We start from the raw sequence: 18,325 nt of genomic DNA, 5'->3' as shown, positions 1-18,325 counted from the left end.
CTTCTCCTTATGCCGTCTTACGGTCGTTCCAGCTGTCTGCATGCATAATGTTACCATCGGCATAGCGCCACGTTATTTTTTCATACAACAGCTCCACCAGCTCAATGTGATTATGTTTCTCATAATCTGGATCTTTGACATCCAGCATCATTGGGCAGACGCTGACAACCTTTACGCCCTCCATAAGAGTTGAAAAGTATTCCACCTCTTGTCCTGCGTCATTAATGCGGTAAAACTTCAACTCAGCGGATTTAAGCTTCTGGCCCGTGCTAACGGCCTTGTAGAGATAGGGACTGGAGGCGTCGATCTCTTTATCGAATGAGTAGGGAGAATGTACACGCAGGCTGGTTGCCTTGCCGTTGTGCTTGTCGGTGGGTTGCATTACGCCATGATTGAGGCCGATGACTTCTATGCTGCCTTCACGCCCGTAGACGTCGACAGAACCTTTAATATCTGCACCACCGTCGTCTTTAAGCCATAAATACGCCGGAATTGCCATTTGAGTTAAACTCCATTTAAGAAAATCCTGTAATGTTATGCACTTACATGCCAGTCCACGCTATAGCTTAAAAAATCATCCGTCAACTTTTGTGCGACGGTACATAAAACGATCTGATGTTTCCTTGATGCAAATAAAAAAGACCGGAAAAACCTGACCGGGGTCTGATAACGAACCTATTTACTATTGTATTCGCGGATAGGCCGGGTGGCGGCTGCGCCTTACCCGGCCTACGGTATTACAGGCCCGTGCAAGCCCTGCGCCGCCGGGCAAGAACGGTTACGTCGGCTTACGCGCCAGCATCGTGGCAAAACGCAGCTTAATGCGGTTCCCCTGGGCGTCGGTGCGGTGCAGCTCGCCCACCTCCTCGTTATATTTCAGCAGTTCCCAGCCCGCATAGTAGTCGCTTAACTCGCCGGTTTTAAACGCGAACGGGAAGCCGACGTTGCACGGATAATCGTCGGTATCCATTGCGGCCACAATCAGGTTATAGCCGCCGGGTTTCGTGCAGCGCTGCATGTTGTCGATAAGATTGGGGATGGTTTCCGCCTGCAGGAACATCATCACCACGGTAGAGAGAATAAAATCGTATTCGCCGTCAAAGCGCAGGATGTTGATATCCTGGACCGCCGTCTGCAGGTTAGTGATCCCCTCTTTCGCCTTGATGCTCTCGATATTCTCGATGCCCATCGGACTTTTATCCCACGCGGTGACGTCAAAGCCGTTCGCCGCAAGGTAGAGGCTGTTTCGCCCGTTGCCGCAGCCGAGATCCAGCGTCTTGCCCGGCTTAACAATCCCGGCGCTGTAGAGCACTTCGGAGTGGGTACGGGTCAGGCCATATTTTTCGGTAAAGTAGTTCTCATCAAACACAGTCATTCTTTTTCCTCAGCTTGCATAAGCGTTGCTTTGTCTGCACGAACCAACAGTTTCCCCTGCATCAACAGGATAAACGTACGCACCAGTAATAGCGCAATGATGGCATTGGTAAAAATAAAGAGCGGAATGGCGATGGCGTGAAAGAAACCGGACGGGCTACTCTGCCCCAGATGCAAGCCGGTGGTGGCCAGCGCCGAGACGCCGAACGAAAAGCTCCAGAATGAAGCATTAAAGGGCTGCGACAGATACCAGGGCATCAGCCGCAGGGTAAAGAGTAATTGCAACAGGCCATAGCCGAACAGCATTTTGGCAAAGGTATCCGCCTCGCCGCCGTTGACGCTGAGCCACGCGCTACAGGCCACCAGCGCAGGGGCCAGCTGAATACCGAGAGATGAGCGCATTGGCGCAGGCAGTTCACCCGCGCTGCGCAGCCGTTGCAGTATCACTGGTTCCAGGCTCAGCCAGGAGAAGACCCCCGCGCCGAGAAACACCAGCCCGGCATCGTGAAACCCGAGTGCGCCGCAGGCCATGGCGCTGATAAAGTTGTTAGCCACCGTCGGCAGGTAGAGCCCCGGGGTGGTCGCCTCCTCCGGATGTTTGCCGCGCCACAGCCCGGCGGACTGCCACGCCGCATAGCTCAACTGCACCACCACGCCCACGCTGAACAAGGCCAGCGCCAGCGGGCGATACCAGGGCACAAAGCCAATCGCCACCAGCATGGTGGTGGCCGGGAACAGACTCACAAAGCTGCTCATTACCGGATGACGCATCTCCGCCAGGACGCTGCCGGGAAACCGCACCGCGCGGGTGATAAACGCCACGGTTAACAGCAGCCAGATCGTCATCGCCAGCAACACCAGCATCTCCCCCGGCCAGTGCGGCACCGGCCAGATGGTGCTGGCATAGCGCCAGGCGAAGCCCATACCAATCGTACCCAGCACCATACCGTAGTAGCCAGCGGGCAAATTAAGAACGCGTTCAGCGGGTTGAGTCTTGTACATTTTTTTTAAGCTATAAATTATATTTGAAATGCTAGTTTAAGGAGTTTCATTTGCCGATGCCACTCTTTCGATCAAGCCAAAGTTTGCTACGGTTAGTAAAGAGGACAACTGCGGACACAGTGATGAATAAATATCAACTCAGCGAAGAGAGCCGTCTGCACCACTGGCAGGATGGCGAGACCAAAACAGCGGTAAAAGTACGCCAGATTATCGCCGCGCGTGATTTCAGCGATGTGAAAAGCGGCACCCGGGGGGGCTGGATCGATGACCAATCGGCGCTCTCGCAGGAGGATGACTGCTGGATCTACGACGAGAACAGCGTGGTCTTTGCCGGGGCACAGGTGAGCGGTAACGCGCGCCTTACCCGGCCATGCGTAATTAGTCATCAGGCGTCTGTCGGCGATAACGCATGGGTTGACGGAGCCGAGATCGGCCACGGCGCGCGCTTAAGTGACAACGTCACCGTTCAGTCTTCGGTGGTGCGTGGTGAATGCCATCTGTTTGGTAATGCCCGCATCCTGCACAACAGCATGGTGATCGCCGCTAAAGGGTTAACCCCGGACAATGAGCAGATCCTGCGTATTTTTGGCGAGGCCACGGTCAGCCAGTCGCGGGTGGTACATCAGGCGCAGATCTACGGCAACGCCAATGTCAGCTACGCCTTTGTTGAGCATCGCGCTGAAATTTTTGACAACGCGCTGATCGAAGGCAACGAAGTGAACAACGTCTGGGTATGCGACTGCGCCAAAGTGTACGGCAACGCGCGCCTGCTCGCGGGGCTGGAGGAGGATGCCATCCCTACCCTGCGCTACAGCTCCCAGGTGGCGGAAAATGCCCTGGTTGAGGGCAACTGCGTGATTAAACACCATGTGCTGATTGGCGGCGAAGCCTGGCTACGCGGCGGACCGATTTTAATAGATGACAAAGTGGTGATTCAGGGTCGGGCACGCATTCGCGGGGAAGTGCTGATCGAGCATCATATTGAGATTACCGATGACGCGGTGATTGAGGCGGCGGAAGGCGAGATGATCCACCTGCGCGGTGAGAAGGTGATTAACGGCGCGCAGCATATCACCCGCACGCCGCTGATTGGTGCATTATGAGGTGCAGATCCGGGCATAGATGTTCTGGTCGTCATAGCCTCCGTTGAGGAATTCCGCCTCTTTCAGACACCCTTCCAGCACAAAGCCGTTGCGCAGCGCCACCTGATTGCTGGCGGCGTTGTCAACGCGGCACTTGATGACGAAACGGCGGATCTCTCCGCGTCCGGCGTAGTGGCGGATAAAGGCCTCCAGTGCCTGGGACAAAATACCCTGCCCCTGATGCGCTTCATCCAGCCAGTAGCCGATATAGCCGGTTTTATTCAGCGGCTCGATGGCGTTAAACGACAGCACCCCCACCAGCGCATTATCGTGAAAAATCAGGAACATCTTGGCGTAACCCCGTTGATGCAGCATCTGGTTGCTCTGAATGTTCTGGCGGGTGTCCTCTTCGGTGCCGACATATTGCGGCCAGTTAAGGTAGTCCTGTAACCACGCCCGGTTTTTGATCACCAGATTATGCAGCTCGGAGGTGTAACGCTCGTCGGCGGCACGCAGTTCGATATGCGCATTGACGGGAATGATCTCTTCAGTTGGTGTGGTCATCGTGCTTCCTCTGCAACGCCGGGCGGCGCATGCGCTTGCCCGGCCTACGGTTTGGTGCAGTTCGTAGGCCGGGTAAGGCGCAGCCGCCACCCGGCAAAGGCTTAACGCATTACGCGGTCGTCTACATACTGACGTTTATCCGGCGCGGGCGGGAAATAGTGATACAGCCAGGTTTCGCTGATCGCTTCGCCCTGACAGCGCAGGAACATCCGTATATCCACCGTATCGGTCGAATCGCTGGTCGGGTACCAGTCGAACAGGATGCGATAGCCATCGAACGGCTCCACATAGAGGATCTCAATCTGCTTCGCTTCGCCACTGGAGAGGGTGATTACCGGCTCGATCCCTTTTGGCGCGGCCGCTTTCAGATCGCCGCCGACAAAATCGACCGCAAAACGGCGCGCCCACACCTTCGGATAGTGCTCGCCAGGGGCCCAGCCTTCCGGGAAGCCGCCCATGCCGGTACGGGTGGCCAGCACGTTTGCCAGCGGGGAACGGACCGGCGGCCTGGCGCTCCAGTAGAGACGGTACTGGAAGTTCAGTTTATCCCCCGCCTTCACCGGTTTTTCCGGCTGCCAGAAGCAGACCACGTTATCCAGGGTTTCGCCGGTGGTCGGGATCTCCATCAGCCCGACGGTGCCTTTGCCCCACTGGTTACGCGGCTCAACCCACAGGCTTGGGCGCTTGTTGTACCAGCCCATGATGTCCTGATAGTGGGAGAAGTCGCGGTCAAGCTGGAGCAGACCAAAACCTTTCGGGTTTTTGTCGGTATAGGCGTTGTATTGCAGCTTTTGCGGGTTATTCAGCGGGCGGCAAACCCATTCGCCGTTGCCGCGCCACATCGCCAGACGATCGGAGTCGTGGATCTGCGGATGAATGGTGTCGCAGACGCGGCGCTCGTTGTTGCCGCAGGCGAACATGCTGGTCATCGGGGCAATACCCAACTGCTGGATCTCTTTACGGGCGTAGAGATGGTTTTCGACATCCATGATCACCTGGGTCTTCTCGCAGTGGATCACAAACTTATAGGCCCCGGTGATGCTCGGGCTGTCGAGCAGGGTGTAGACCGTGAAGGTGGTCGCCCCGGGTTTAACGGTTTCAAACCAGAAGGCGGTGAAGTCCGGGAACTCCTCGGTGCTGTCGGCGTAGGTGTTCAGCGCCAGGCCGCGGGCGGAGAGCCCATACTGATAGGTGTCGTCAACCGCGCGGAAGTAGCTCGCGCCGAGGAAAGAGACGATATCGCGGCGCGCCAGCTCCGGCGATTTAAAGGCGCGGAAACCGGCGAAGCCTAAGTCGCTCTGCCCTTCCAGCTGCTTAGTATCGACCCCCGCGTCGTGGTAGTTGAAGAGTTCCGGGCGGAAGTGGATCTCACGCGCCTGGGCGGTCTGGTTATCCAGGGAGAACATGCGCACCCGACGGCGGAAGCCCATCCCGACGTGGAAGAACTGCACATCAAGCTGGCGGTTTTCGATGTTGTTCCACAGCGACTGCTTTGGATCGTACTGGATGCTGTTATAAGCCTGCGGTGTCAGTGTTGCCAGCGTATCCGGCAGCGGACGCGGCGCACCACCCCACGGTGTTTGCGCCAGGTCGTGAGCCATGGATTGCAGCACAGAAAAGTCGAAACGGCGGCTGGTGCCGTCCGCAATATCCGATTCAGCTGCACTGGCCGCCTGGGAAAAGAGTGCGGCGAAACCGGAAGTTCCGCTTACTGCGGCGACGGCCAGAGATCCTTTTAAAAAACGTCTGCGATTCATGCCTGGAAAAACGTCCTTATGGTCGTGGGGTGGTGGGTTTCGCTTAAGGCGAAACAACGGCAAGAAAGAACATCATTAAAAGGGCACAGCCTAAACAAAAACGGTTAAGAATCCAATTGTTGGCAGGCGAGAATATGAACAAAGCGCGAAAGAATTTTCTGTCGAGGGGAATTGCCTGAAACGGAGGTAAAGTTATGTTTAAAAAAGCCCCCGACGGACATCATCGTCGGAGGCTTAGCGTAAGATGATTATTTCACGCTGACATCGATGCCCGGGAAGTACTTCTGCGCAAGCTTGTCGATAGTGCCGTCAGCACGGACTTTATCAATGGCGGCATCAAGCTGCTTTTTGGTGGCCTCATCGCCTTTACGCAGGCCATAGCCGATCCCGCTGCCCAGGATGGTGTCATCGGCGACCGGCTTACCGATAAAGCCAAAGCCTTTCCCCTGTGGCTTGCTCAGGAAGCCCGCCTGTCCGGCGGCAGACATCACCAGCGAGGCGTCAATACGGCCATTCAGCAGATCGCCCCAGGCCATGTTCTGATCTTTATACGACACCACGGTGACACCCTGTTTTTCCCAGTGCTCCTTGGCGTAGGTTTCCTGAATGGAGCCCTGCAACACGCCCACGGTCTTGCCCTTCAGCCCTTCCGGGGTGGCGTCCACCGCGCTACCGGTCTTGCCCACCAGCTGAGATGGAATACGGTAGATCGGCTGGGTGAAGTCGATGCTCTGGCGACGCTGGTCGGTGATGTTCATCGCCGAGTTGATGGCGTCGAATTTCTTCGCCACCAGCCCCGGGATCAGCGCGTCAAACGAGGTTTCAACCCAGCTGCACTTCAGGGCCGCCGCCGCGCAAATTGCGTTCCCCAGCTCAATATCAAACCCTTCCAGTTCACCCGAGGCGTTACGGCTCTCAAAAGGCGGATACTCAGCTTCTACGCCGTAACGTAATTCGGTTGCGGCAAGTGAGGAAAACGAACACAGCAACCCCAGGCCGACAACGAAGGCTTTTACTTTCATATCTGAACTCCTTAGCGTGGTTTTACCCGACACAGGGCCTGCGCACCTGCCCGTAATGTCGCCTCATCTTTGGCAAAAGAGAGACGGATTAATTTGTTATCTGTCCCGTCGGTATAGAACGCCGAGAGCGGGATCGTGGCAACACCGTAATCAACAATCAGCCGTTTCACCATCTCGCTGTCGCGTTCATCGCTGAAGTGGCGGTAATCCGCCAGCAGGAAGAAGGAGCCTGCGCTCGGCAGCAGGCGGAACGGTGAGTCGGCCAGCAGGTTGACCAGCAGATCGCGTTTGCGCTGGTAGAACGCCGCCAGCGACAGCCAGGTTTGCGGATCGGCCATATGTTCAGCAAACGCATACTGCATAGGGGTATCGGCAGAGAACATCAAAAACTGATGGATTTTGCAGATCTCATCCATCAACGGCGCCGGGGCGACACAGTAGCCGACGCGCCAGCCGGTGACGTGGTAGGTTTTGCCAAACGACGAGACGATCACGCTGCGCTCCGCCAGCCCCGGATGGGTAGCCATGCCGTGATGCGGCACGTCGTCAAACACCACGTGCTCGTACACTTCGTCAGAGAGAATAATGATATCGGTGTTGCGGGTGATCGCCGCAAGCTGCGCCAGATCCTCCGCCGAGAAGACCTGCCCGCTCGGGTTATGCGGCGTGTTGACAATAATCATCCGGGTGCGCGAGGTAATAGCGGCGCGCACTTCATCCCAGTTAACGGCAAAATCCGGCACCGTCAGCTTGATGGCTACCGGCGTGGCGCCCTGCAGACGGACAATCGGCGCGTAGCTGTCGAACGACGGCTCAAAGTAGATCACCTCATCACCAGCATGCACCAGCCCGCTGATGGCCGAATAGAGCCCTTCGCTGGCGCTGGCGGTAACTAACACTTCGCTGGCAGGATCGTACTGCGTACCGTAGAGGGAGGCGATCTTATCGGCGATGCGTTCCTTCAGCGACGCCAGCCCGGTCATGGACGCGTACTGGTTGTGGCCCGCCTGCATGGCGCGGTGGACACCTGCCACCAGCGCGGGATCGCAGTCGAAATTCGGCGCCCCCTGAGAAAGGTTGATGGCATTGTGTTCAGCGGAGAGCTGACCGATAACGGTAAAAATCGTGGTGCCAACGTCCGGCAGTTTGGATCGGGGTTGTATCGGAGTACGCAGCGTCATCGGAATTTCCTCTGGTGAATAGTGCATAACTATTCAACCTGAACGCTATTGTGGCGACAATCGAATTGTTGTCATAATAGCCATGATAAAAAATCATACCTGGAGGTTCTGTGTCGCATCGCGCATTCCCGCTCACTGCCGTTGAGGCGTTTATTGTTACCGCCCGACATCTGAATCTGACCCATGCGGCAAAAGAGCTCTGCCTGACCCAGGGGGCGGTGAGCCGTAAGATCGCCGCGCTGGAAAGCTGGTTTGGTTTTCCGCTGTTTGAGCGCCACGCCCGCGGGCTGCGTCTCTCCTCTCAGGGCAGCGCCCTGCTGCCGGATTTGCGCGCGTCGTATGAACACTTTCTCACGGTGGCGGACCAGGCCCGGGCGCAACAAACCGTGGTGCGCCTGAAGGTGCCCACCTGCGCCATGCGCTGGCTGGTACCGCGGCTGTTGCAGGTGGAGCGCGAGCAGCCTGAATTGCAGATTGCCCTGACCACCACCAATGAACACAGCGTCAACTTCAAAACCGAATCCTATGATGCCGCCATTGTCTTTGGCACCCATCTGAGCGCGGGCGATCTGCTGTTTGAAGAGGCATTAACACCGGTATTAAGTCCCCTGCGCCAGGGCACAGCGGTGGAGTCGCTTACCTACCTGCACCCGACGCGGGATAAAACCGACTGGTCGCTGTGGCTGGAGAAACAGGCCGTACAGCCGCCTGCCATGCACAAAAATCAACACTTCGACACCATGGATCTGGCGATCACTGCCGCTATTCAGGGGCTGGGCGTCGCCATTGCCGACGAGACGCTGGTGGCGGAGGATATCCGCGCCGGGCGGCTGGTGCGGCCCTATGCCAGCAGCGTAAGAACCGGCGCCAGCTACCGGCTGGTGCTGCGGGAGTCGCGCGGCAAAGCGGCGGGGCTGGCCGCCTTTCGCGCGTGTCTGCTTAATCCAGGCTGACGTGGTGTTTCATCACCCGTTTAAACAGCACCATGCGGGCGCGCATAAATCGGTTTTCAAGCTTAAATCCCGCATGTTTATTCACTCCGATACGTAGCAAAACGTCCCGCCTGCGGTGACAGGCAGGCCAGCGCGTCGGGCCATTCAGCGTGTCGCACTCCCGGCTGGCATGGCGGGCAAAGTTGACCCAGTAGTCGGCAACCTGGGCGGCAAAGGCCAGGTCGTTGGCATTAACATACTGTCGGGCAGGCTCGGCGAGGGTAAGCGTATCAAACACATACGGCACCTCGTTGCCATGCCAGGCCCCGTTGATGTAAGTGGCATGTTCGGCTTCGGCTACATAATCGAACCAGTAGCGCCAGCACGGCTCCCCTACCCGCTGCTGGGCCTGCATCACGACAAACCCCAGGGTGGTGAAGGCCATATCGCGGCATACCTGACGCCCCAGTTCGGTATCGTCTTTGACGCCGGGATAGAGCAGCTTGATCAGCCCCAGTCCCAGCCGCCGCTCCCGGCGCAGCTTCTGGATCTGTCCGGCGAGATCGATGCCAAACACCGCCATCACGCTCGCTTCATCGCTGTTGGAACCGACCATGATCGGCACCGGATGGTGGCGGGCGGCAAAAAAGACCTCCAGCATCGGCTCCGGCAACACACAATCCCCATGGATCGGCGCGGGGGCTATGTTGTGCGGTGCCGTCAGCGGCCAGAAAGCCTCAGGTGGGATCGCCCGCAACTGCTCTGCGGTGGCGTTTTCCAGCCCAAAATGGGCCGCCAACGCCTCGCCTTTTTTAAGCGCCTGCTCCCGGGGCGTGTCCGGCAGGGTGTAGCCGCTCTGGATTATCGCCTTATGAAACAGCCCCTTTGCCAGCGGCGAGGCGAGCAATGACAGCACGCTCCGCGCCCCGGCAGATTCACCAAACAGGGTGATGTTCGCCGGATCACCGCCAAAGGCAGCAATGTTGTCGCGCACCCACTCCAGGGCCGCTATCTGATCGAGCAGGGCAAAATTGTGTACCACCCGCTCCTCTTCTCCCGCCAGCGCCGGATGGGCAAAAAAGCCCAGGTGGCCGAGCCGGTAGTTGAGCGTCACCACCACGACCCCGCGCTGGGCCAGCGCTTTACCATCGTAGGGTGGCAGCCCGCCTGCGCCAATGGTAAAGCCGCCGCCGTGCAGCCAGACCATTACCGGCAGCGGCGCGGCACGTTCCATCGGCGACCAGACGTTCAGATAGAGGCAATCCTCCGAGAAACGGCCCGGATCGCCCCCACCCAACTGCTGGCAGTACTCGCTGCTTTGCCAGCTTGAGGGCGAAAAGGTGGTGGCCTGGCGCACGCCCTGCCAGCTTGCCACCGGCTGCGGCGAACGCCAGCGTAATGTGCCCACCGGCGGCGCGGCATAGGGAATGGCGCGCCAGACCTGTACATCGCCATCGGTTATGCCGCAGATATCGCCCTGGCACGTGGTCACTATCGGGGAAGAGACGTTTTCCATATCGACCTTCAGTTGCTATCACATCCCCGCAGAGTACCGTTTTTAAAGCAAACCGCAACGTCGCTTGCTGCGCTCTTCCGCCTCCTGATAGAGGGTGAACTCGTCCAGCACCGGGCAGCCCAGCGCCTCTTCAAAGGCATCACGGCTGGCATTGCCGCGGGTGCGGGCCTGGGTTTCGTTACCAAGGTTGGACTGGAAGATCCCGGCGGCACTCACCGGCAGGAAATCTTCATAGGTGATGGGCTGGGCGACCACCCAGCCGCGCTCGATGAGCGGCTGCGGATCGTCACCGGGTCCAAAGGCGTGGCGGTGCGCCTCTCCTGCCGGGGTCAGGCGGTAGCGGAACCACGCCAGTCCCTGGCGACGCAGGAAGATATCGCTGTCGGGAAAGGCCTGGAAAACCTCCTGCAGATGCAGCTGGTGGGTCAGATTATCCTTGCCGGTCCCGGCCTCCGCCAGCAGGCGGTCATAGAGCTCGCGCCCTTTCGGGGTTAACGCCACGCCGCGCTGTTCAATTTCGCCAAAACGCGCGGTATGGGTTCCGCGCGCTTCTCCGGCAAACAGTACCGGCTCCTCCAGCGCCTTAAAGCTGGTCTGACGCAGCAGAAGCGGCGTCTCCCTGCGCGGCGGCCCCTCGATGAGCATCTTCGGCTCGATGCCATATTCCGGCATTAACGCCTGCACCCGGTCGATATCCAGCGTGCGCGGCGTCAGGTGGTTGATATGGCAGCCCGGGAAGCAGACCACGTCGGCAATCAGCCGGTGTTCGTTGTGCAGCGCCAGGTATGTCTCATGATCGACCGTGGCGTGACGATGCCAGCGGAAGGTTTCCAGCGCCTCCTGAACAAACTCGTCGGCCTGCGCCGGGGTGAACGCTCCTTCCGCCTCGTGCAGGTCAATCAGCGCCAGGCAGCGGGGAGTAAAGATGTTACGCCGGGCGAGGATCTCTGCCGCTTTTTCGCGCAGGGCCACGTTGTCGATCAGTTCCAGGCGCAGCAGCGAGGTAAAGATACGAAACGGGTTACGGCACAGCGCGGCATCGTCTACCGGGCGAAAGGCGGTGGAGTGGACCGGCACCCCGGCCTGGGAGAGATCGTAATAGCTGACCGGGAACATCCCCATAATGGCGAACATACGTCGCAGGGTCGCCAGCTCCAGGGCCGTACCAACACGGATCGCCCCGTGGCGTTCGAGGTTGAGACGGGCGAGTTCATCCGCGTTGGCCAGTTGTTCGTGCAGCTTCGGGTTATTTTCCAGTACCGCCAGATTCACATCCGCTACCAGCTCCAGCAAAGTGCCGTACTGCGGAACTTCCTGCTGGTACATCGCCGACATAGCCTGCGAAAAGTTTTCCCGAATATCATCAGCCGTGATGGTGTTCGCCATGATGTCATGCCTCCAGTGAATATTACCTGGAGTGTAGAGAAGGCCGTTGCTGCTGTTTGGAAGAATTTACGAATTGTGATCTGAGTGGTTGGCTGCCTGTTTTTCATGCTTCGCTGTTAAAGAAGGATTAAAGCCCCGATCTGAAGTGAAACGAAAATATCCGCTAACAAACATTTATATCCTGCATTATTAATAGTGGCAGCACTGTACATATTTTAACTTTTATTATTCTGATTATTTATTGAAATTCCCGCTGTCATTAACCCCATAGCAAAATTATTCGCTCATTTTCCGCACTATGAATAAATGATAATTATTATCGCAACAGTGTGAATTTTCCGCCGTTAAATCTGGTTAATGACCCTCTTTGATAAATATCAACCACCTCTTTTAAAGCATCAGGGAAAATAATGACATTTTTTATGAGGGAATAATATGTCTGTACCTGAAAACAATGAAGATGCCTTCCCGTCCGGGGTGTCGCGCAGAAGTTTCCTGAAGGCGGGTTCCGCCGCCATCGCCTTGCCTTTTTTGACCTCCGGGCGTGCAAGCGCCTCTACCCCTGGCGCAGAGGCCCCTGCGGTGGGTACGACGCCTGCCGCACGGGTGGTGCAAACCTGCAGTACCTTTGACTGCGGCGGTAAATGCGATATTCGTGCGCATATTGCCGATGGCGTAGTGACCCAAATTACGACCCGGCCGGATGCCGCACTCGATCCCGATATGCCGGTGATGCGAGCCTGTGTGCGCGGTCGTAGCTATCGTAAATTTGTTTATCATCCCGATCGTCTGAAATATCCCATGAAACGGGTAGGTAAGCGTGGCGAAGGTAAATTTGAACGCATATCCTGGGATGAGGCGACAACCCTGATCGCGGATAATATTACCCGCATTACGAAGAAATATGGTCCTGAATCCCGCTTCGTGCACAATAATACCGCAGTCAGCGGCGGCACTTTTTCCGGCGATAAAATGATGCGCCGTTTATTGAACCTGACCGGCGGGCATCTGGAATATTACCACTCCGTCAGTATGGGCAATACCGCCGCCGCCACACCTTATACCTACGGTACGGTCGCTACCGGCAATTCCCTTGATACGTTGCAGGATACCCGCCTGGTGATCCTCTGGGGGCATAACCCGACGGAAACCATTTTCGGCCATACCAACCACTATTTTCAGCAGATGAAGCAGAACGGCACCCGCTTTATTGTCGTCGACCCGCGCTACTCCGATACCGTGTCGTCGCTGGCCGATGAGTGGGTTCCGCTTTTACCGTCAACCGATAACGCGTTGATGGATGCGATGATGTACGTCATCGTCAGCGAAAACCTGCACGATAAAGCCTTTATCGATCGCTATACCCTGGGCTTTGATGAGGAGAACATGCCGGAAGGGGTGCCCGCTAACGAGTCGCTGGTAGCCTATCTGATGGGCAAAAAAGATGGTGTGGTGAAAACGCCGGAATGGGCAGAAAAAATCACCCACGTCCCGGCCCAGACCATTCGCCAGCTCGCCCGCGACTACGCCACCACCAAACCCGCGGCGCTGATCCAGGGATGGGGGCCGCAGCGCCATATCTGCGGCGAGCGCACCGCCCGTGGCTCCACGCTGCTGGCGACCATCACCGGTAACGTCGGCGTAAAAGGCGGCTGGGCAGCGGGCTACGGCGGCATCGGCAACCGTAAGTTTGCCACCGGCCCGGAGATGCCGGACAACCCGGTGAAAGAAAAAATCTCGATCATGAACTGGGTGCAGGCCGCCGATGATGCCAGCAAGGTGACGCCGGAAGATGGCCTGACGGGGGCAACGCAGCTGAAGAGCAATATCCGGCTCCTGTTCTCGCTGGCGGGCAACTATCTCGCCAACCAGAACCCGGATATTCATCAGGCGGTGAAAGTCCTGGAAGATGAATCCAAAATTGAGTTTATTGTCGCAAGCGATCTCTACCTGACGCCCAGCGCCCGCTATGCGGATCTCCTGCTGCCGGAAACCAGCTTTATGGAGCGCTGGAACATTGGCGAAAGCTGGGGTACCGGCAGCTATCTGATTCTGTCCGAAAAGATCGTTGAGCCTGAGTTCGAACGTCGCTCTGACTATGACTGGCAGCGGGAAGTGGCGGCGAAGCTGGGTATCGAAGCGCAGTTCAGCGAAGGCCGCAGCGAGAAAGAGTGGATTGAGCACATCTGGGAGCAGACGCGCCTCTCCATGCCAGATGAACATCTGCCTACCTTTAGCGAGTTACAGCAACAGCGTCAGCATCTGTTCAAAAGCAAACCGCTTATCGCCTTCGAAGCGAACATCCGCGACCCGGAGAATAACCCGTTCCCGACACCATCGGGCAAAATTGAGATCTTCTCAAAGCGGCTCTATGACATGCATAACCCGGACATCCCTGCCCTGTCGCACTACGTTCCAGCCCAGGAAGGCCCTGAAGATGAGCTGACGAAACAGTTCCCGCTGCAGCTCATCACCTGGAAGGGCAAAAACCGCGCTAACTCCACCCAGTACGCCAACCCGTGGCTGCAGGAGGTGCAGGTTCAGAAGCTGTGGATCAACCCGCTGGATGCGGAAAAACGCGGCATTCGCCAGGGTGACACGGTCCGTATTCATAACCAGCGCGGCATCTGCCAGGTGCCGGCAGAAGTGACCGTCCGGATCATGCCTGGGGTCGTCGCCATGCAGGCTGGCGCCTGGTGGCTACCGGACGCTAACGGCGTCGATCTCGGCGGTTGTCCAAACGTTCTTAGCTCGGCGCGTATCACTCCGCTTGCTAAAGGTAATGCTCATCAAACCATGCTTGTGGAGGTCGCAAAGTATGACGCAGCAGTTTAATGATTTTCCACCCGTCAGCGATAAACAGCTGGGGTTCTTTATCGACTCGTCCCGCTGCTCAGGCTGTAAAGCCTGCCAGGTGGCCTGCAAGGATAAACATAATCTCGAGGTGGGCCGTCGCTTCCGCCGCGTTTACGAGGTGAAAGGCGGCGGGTTTATCCCAACCGGACAGGGCGGCATGGCGCAGAACGTCTTCGCCTATACCCTGTCGATCTCCTGCAACCACTGCGCAGATCCGATCTGCACTAAAAACTGCCCGACAACGGCCATGCACAAGCGGCCCGGCGACGGCATCGTGCGGGTTGATACCCGCAAATGTGTGGGCTGCGGCTACTGCGCCTGGTCGTGTCCTTATGGCGCGCCGCAGATGAATGAAGAGACGGGCCAGATGTCCAAATGCGATTTTTGCGTCGATCTGCAGGCCAAAGGAGAACAGCCGATCTGCGTCGCTACCTGTCCGCTGGGTGCCATCAAGTTCGGCCCGATTGACGAACTGCGCGCCCGCTACGGCAGCGTCTGTGATGTGCAGGGACTGCCGGATTCATCCATCACGCATCCTAACCTGGTGATCAAGCCACACCAGGGCGCTGAGAAAGAGGAGCAACCGCATGCATGAGTTGCCGTTACTGATATTTACCCTTCTGGTACAGGGTTCCGTTGGCATCACGCTGTTCCTCACGCTCAGCGCGGGTGCGGCAAAACCGCTCCCGCAGGCAACGCGCCAGCTGCTGCCGGTGTTGCTGACAGCCTGCGTGATGGGTGGCCTGGGGTTAATCGCCTCCACCCTGCACCTGGGCTATCCGCTGAACGCCTTTAACGCGCTGCGCCACGTCGCCAGCTCGTGGTTAAGCCGTGAAATCGTCTTTGCCAGCTTCTATCTGGCTGTGCTGGGGCTGTGTACGCTGATCCTGCTGGTGAAAAAGCGACTGGTCAGCGTCCTGTTGCCCGTTGCGGCGCTGCTGGGGCTGATTGACGTCTGGTGCATGAGCGCCATTTACGCCAACAGCTCTATCATCACCTGGATGCACTTCAACACCTGGCTGATGTTCTATGGTGCGGTGGGCATCCTCGGCGCGGTGGGGATGGCCTGGCTGCCGATCCTCAACACCGGGCCGGTAATGCAGACGCGCAATACCCTGTTACGCCTGGCGGTGGTGTGCGTGGTGGGCATTGTCGCGATCCGCCTGCTGGCGCAGCCGGCATACATGGATTATCTGGCCAACGCGCCGCTGAAGAGCGTGGTGACCCTGCCTCATCAGCCGCTGGAGGCATTTGCCCGGCTTGAAGGGCTGCGCCTGGTCTGCTGGGTCGCCTCTGTCGTCGGAGCGGTACTGTTTGCCGTAAGCGGCTGGCGCAACCGCAGAACCGGGCTTCTGGCCGGTGGCGTGCTGCTGGTGCTGGCGGAGATCGCGTTCCGCTTTGTTTTCTTTAACATTCACTGATGGCTATTTTTCGCCTTAACGCTAAGCCCCCTGCGCCCCCCGGCGTGGGGGCTTCTTGTTTGCGCCGCACCTTCCCTCGCCACCCCTGCCGCGCCTGCGCAGACGCGTGCCCGGTGGCGGCTATTACCCTTTCCGCCGCCGGGCAGACGATCGATGACGCAAGCTGTCTGCGCTGCGGTAACTGCCTCTTTCCGTGTCCCACCGACGCCCCGGAAAATCTGACTCCCACGCTCAGGAACTATCAGGCCGATCGCTTAGTCGCGCCGTTTTCAGCCTGCATAACCGCCGATGAATTATTGATGTGGCATTTCCAGTACGCCATCCGGGGCGTGGCGCTGGAGAGCGCCGATCATCCGGTGTGGGTCCGGGTCGTCGCCGAATTAAACCTCACCCTGCGGCAGCTCCGGGAGCCGGAGTGGCAGATTTTTCCGCCGACGCCCCGCGCCGTTAACCCGCTACGTCGTCACTGGCTGCACATCCCCGAGGAGAACGTCCAGTCAGGCCGGGTCAGCGCCGGTCGCCGCGCCCGCAGAGCGTTATTATCGTCCTTCAGCGAGTATCAGTTCTCCTTGTCGTTGTCCCTGTGTATGGCCTGCGGCGCCTGCGCCAGAGCCTGCCCTGAAAATGCGCTTCAAATAACTGAGACGGCGCTGGCGTGGGACCCTGCCCGCTGTACGGGCTGTAACAGTTGTACCGCGGTCTGTTTTTCCGCTGCGATCCGCATTGAGCACCAGCTACAGGCCGCAACGCCACAACGCTATCCGTTTGCGGTAAAAACCTGTCGTAGCTGCCATCACACCTTCTACACCTTCTCCCCTGAGGCGGATCGCTGTCATATCTGCCAGCGCCACGCTTTCGCAATGCGGGAAGCGTAACCCCTTTAATGTTGCCATTTTGTTATGCAAAATGGCTCTCTCCCCCTACATCTTCTCACCAGGTCTCCCCTGATAGCGCATGTAAGCGACAGATTTTATTCGATGCTTTACTAAAACTGATGAAATGTTAATGATATTTTGCTATCAAGTTATCAAAATTAAATAACTTTTCTTGTCACGCTGAAGGCTCTGTTTTTAACATCGCTTATGGAAAAAAATGGCTTGTTTTCTCAGCGCATTCGTCTGCGCCATCTTCATACTTTTGTGGCCGTCGCTCAGCAGGGTACGCTTGGGCGCGCGGCTGAAACCCTTAATCTGAGCCAGCCTGCGCTTTCAAAAACGCTGAACGAGCTGGAGCAGCTCACCGGCACGCGGCTGTTCGAACGCGGGCGCCTGGGCGCGCAACTGACGCTCATGGGCGAGCAGTTCCTGACTCATGCCGTCAAAGTCCTGGATGCCCTGAATACCGCGGGCCAGTCGCTGACGCGGCGTAACGATGTGGTGCCCGATGTCGTGCGCATTGGTGCCCTGCCCACCGCGGCGCTGGGCATTTTGCCGGCGGTCATCGGCCAGTTCCACAAGCAGCAGCGCAACATCACCTTGCAGGTCGCCACCATGAATAACACCATGCTGCTGGCGGGCCTGAAGTCGGGCGAGCTGGATCTGGGGATCGGCAGAATGTCGGACCCGGAGCTGATGAGCGGCCTGAACTATGAGCTGCTCTTCCTGGAGTCCCTGAAGCTGGTGGTCCGTCCGCGCCATCCCATCCTCAACGATACCGTGACCCTCAGCCGGGTGATGGAGTGGCCGGTGGTGGTGTCGCCGAAAGGCACCGTGCCGCGCCAGAATGCCGAAACCTTGCTGCAAACCCAGGGATGCAAACTGCCACCAGGCTGCATTGAAACCCTCTCGGCCTCGCTGTCGCGTCAGCTGACGGTCGATTATGACTATGTCTGGTTTGTCCCGTCCGGGGCAGTGAAAGAGGATCTGCGTCAGGGCACGCTGGTGGCGTTGCCGGTGACAACGCCCGGTCCAGGCGAACCGATTGGGGTATTAACCCGCGTGGACGCCCCGCTCTCCGCCGCCACCCAGACGCTGCTGAGCGCGATACGTAAATCGATGCCAGTCTAATCTCACCCCTCTCCAGCCCGTCGTGATGACGGGCTTTTTGTTTCCATTACTCAAATAATGCGAAATCATTCATTAACAATTGCACTAAACAATTTAACAGATTTATCATACCCGCCGATTTCACCAAATGGTTCATTTTAATAACACAGCGGTGATCTCTCAGGCGCCACAATGGCGTCATGCCCGACATTTTCATTAAGGATCTTCTCTTCTGTTACCCATTTGG

The 18,325-nt window shown here is 57.7% G+C and carries 16 protein-coding genes; 7 read left to right on the top strand and 9 right to left on the bottom strand.

Annotated features, from left to right (window positions below; all coding sequences use genetic code 11):
- Window positions 1-7: 7 nt before the first annotated feature.
- From ACT3IC_RS19955 to tehA, 3 genes are all read right to left on the bottom strand, one after another.
- A complete protein-coding gene (locus tag ACT3IC_RS19955; RefSeq protein WP_103179727.1) occupies window positions 8-499 on the bottom strand; it encodes an Hcp family type VI secretion system effector in 492 nt (163 codons plus the stop codon).
- A gap of 279 nt (window positions 500-778) precedes the next feature.
- Entirely contained in the window at window positions 779-1,375 is a 597-nt protein-coding gene (gene tehB, locus ACT3IC_RS19950) for a tellurite resistance methyltransferase TehB (protein ID WP_159339366.1), read from the bottom strand.
- Entirely contained in the window at window positions 1,372-2,376 is a 1,005-nt protein-coding gene (gene tehA / locus ACT3IC_RS19945; RefSeq protein ID WP_103179729.1) for a dicarboxylate transporter/tellurite-resistance protein TehA, read from the bottom strand. The genes tehB and tehA overlap by 4 nt, the downstream gene beginning before the upstream one ends.
- Before the next feature lie 122 nt (window positions 2,377-2,498).
- On the opposite strand from tehA, the gene ydcK reads away from it, so the two are divergent.
- A complete protein-coding gene (gene ydcK / locus ACT3IC_RS19940; RefSeq protein ID WP_159339367.1) occupies window positions 2,499-3,479 on the top strand; it encodes a YdcK family protein in 981 nt (326 codons plus the stop codon).
- Here ydcK and rimL read toward each other — a convergent pair.
- The 4 genes from rimL to ACT3IC_RS19920 all read right to left on the bottom strand — a co-directional run bounded on the left by rimL (window position 3,474) and on the right by ACT3IC_RS19920 (window position 7,982).
- Entirely contained in the window at window positions 3,474-4,022 is a 549-nt protein-coding gene (rimL, locus tag ACT3IC_RS19935) for a 50S ribosomal protein L7/L12-serine acetyltransferase (RefSeq protein ID WP_103179731.1), read from the bottom strand. The genes ydcK and rimL overlap by 6 nt on opposite strands.
- Before the next feature lie 101 nt (window positions 4,023-4,123).
- Window positions 4,124-5,779, bottom strand: a complete 1,656-nt coding sequence (locus tag ACT3IC_RS19930; protein WP_103179732.1) for a glucan biosynthesis protein D — start codon at window positions 5,777-5,779, stop codon at window positions 4,124-4,126.
- 248 nt (window positions 5,780-6,027) lie between these two features.
- Window positions 6,028-6,801, bottom strand: coding sequence for an ABC transporter substrate-binding protein (locus ACT3IC_RS19925; protein WP_103179733.1), 774 nt, complete (start codon window positions 6,799-6,801; stop codon window positions 6,028-6,030).
- 11 nt (window positions 6,802-6,812) lie between these two features.
- Window positions 6,813-7,982: a pyridoxal phosphate-dependent aminotransferase gene (locus ACT3IC_RS19920; protein ID WP_156654573.1), complete on the bottom strand. Its 1,170-nt coding sequence runs from the start codon at window positions 7,980-7,982 to the stop codon at window positions 6,813-6,815.
- Between the two features lie 110 nt (window positions 7,983-8,092).
- On the opposite strand from ACT3IC_RS19920, the gene ACT3IC_RS19915 reads away from it, so the two are divergent.
- Window positions 8,093-8,935 (top strand): LysR family transcriptional regulator, encoded by an 843-nt coding sequence (locus ACT3IC_RS19915; RefSeq protein ID WP_156654574.1) that lies wholly within the window; start codon window positions 8,093-8,095, stop codon window positions 8,933-8,935.
- Here ACT3IC_RS19915 and ACT3IC_RS19910 read toward each other — a convergent pair.
- A complete protein-coding gene (locus ACT3IC_RS19910) occupies window positions 8,922-10,430 on the bottom strand; it encodes a carboxylesterase/lipase family protein (RefSeq protein ID WP_103179736.1) in 1,509 nt (502 codons plus the stop codon). The two genes, ACT3IC_RS19915 and ACT3IC_RS19910, sit on opposite strands and share 14 nt — an antisense overlap.
- 42 nt (window positions 10,431-10,472) lie before the next feature.
- Window positions 10,473-11,816 (bottom strand): 2-oxoadipate dioxygenase/decarboxylase HglS, encoded by a 1,344-nt coding sequence (hglS, locus tag ACT3IC_RS19905; RefSeq protein ID WP_156654575.1) that lies wholly within the window; start codon window positions 11,814-11,816, stop codon window positions 10,473-10,475.
- 435 nt (window positions 11,817-12,251) lie between these two features.
- Between hglS and ACT3IC_RS19900 the strand changes: the two genes are divergently transcribed.
- The 5 genes from ACT3IC_RS19900 (at window position 12,252) to ACT3IC_RS19880 (ending at window position 18,099) form a co-directional block, all read left to right on the top strand.
- Window positions 12,252-14,651, top strand: coding sequence for a DMSO/selenate family reductase complex A subunit (locus ACT3IC_RS19900; RefSeq protein ID WP_159339370.1), 2,400 nt, complete (start codon window positions 12,252-12,254; stop codon window positions 14,649-14,651).
- On the top strand, window positions 14,635-15,267 hold the full coding sequence (locus ACT3IC_RS19895; protein ID WP_103179739.1) for a DMSO/selenate family reductase complex B subunit: 633 nt from the start codon (window positions 14,635-14,637) through the stop codon (window positions 15,265-15,267). The genes ACT3IC_RS19900 and ACT3IC_RS19895 overlap by 17 nt, the downstream gene beginning before the upstream one ends.
- Window positions 15,260-16,093, top strand: a complete 834-nt coding sequence (locus ACT3IC_RS19890) for a dimethyl sulfoxide reductase anchor subunit family protein (RefSeq protein WP_103179740.1) — start codon at window positions 15,260-15,262, stop codon at window positions 16,091-16,093. Before ACT3IC_RS19895 ends, ACT3IC_RS19890 begins: the two co-directional genes overlap by 8 nt.
- Entirely contained in the window at window positions 16,093-16,968 is an 876-nt protein-coding gene (locus tag ACT3IC_RS19885) for a 4Fe-4S binding protein (RefSeq protein ID WP_328797669.1), read from the top strand. The genes ACT3IC_RS19890 and ACT3IC_RS19885 overlap by 1 nt, the downstream gene beginning before the upstream one ends.
- 207 nt (window positions 16,969-17,175) lie before the next feature.
- Window positions 17,176-18,099: a LysR substrate-binding domain-containing protein gene (locus tag ACT3IC_RS19880; RefSeq protein WP_103179742.1), complete on the top strand. Its 924-nt coding sequence runs from the start codon at window positions 17,176-17,178 to the stop codon at window positions 18,097-18,099.
- Window positions 18,100-18,325 lie beyond the last annotated feature (226 nt).

It is taken from the genome of Leclercia sp. GHBNCSD (assembly GCF_055805075.1).
Note: the sequence above shows the minus strand (reverse complement) of the source record. Positions and strands in the feature narration are given on the sequence as shown.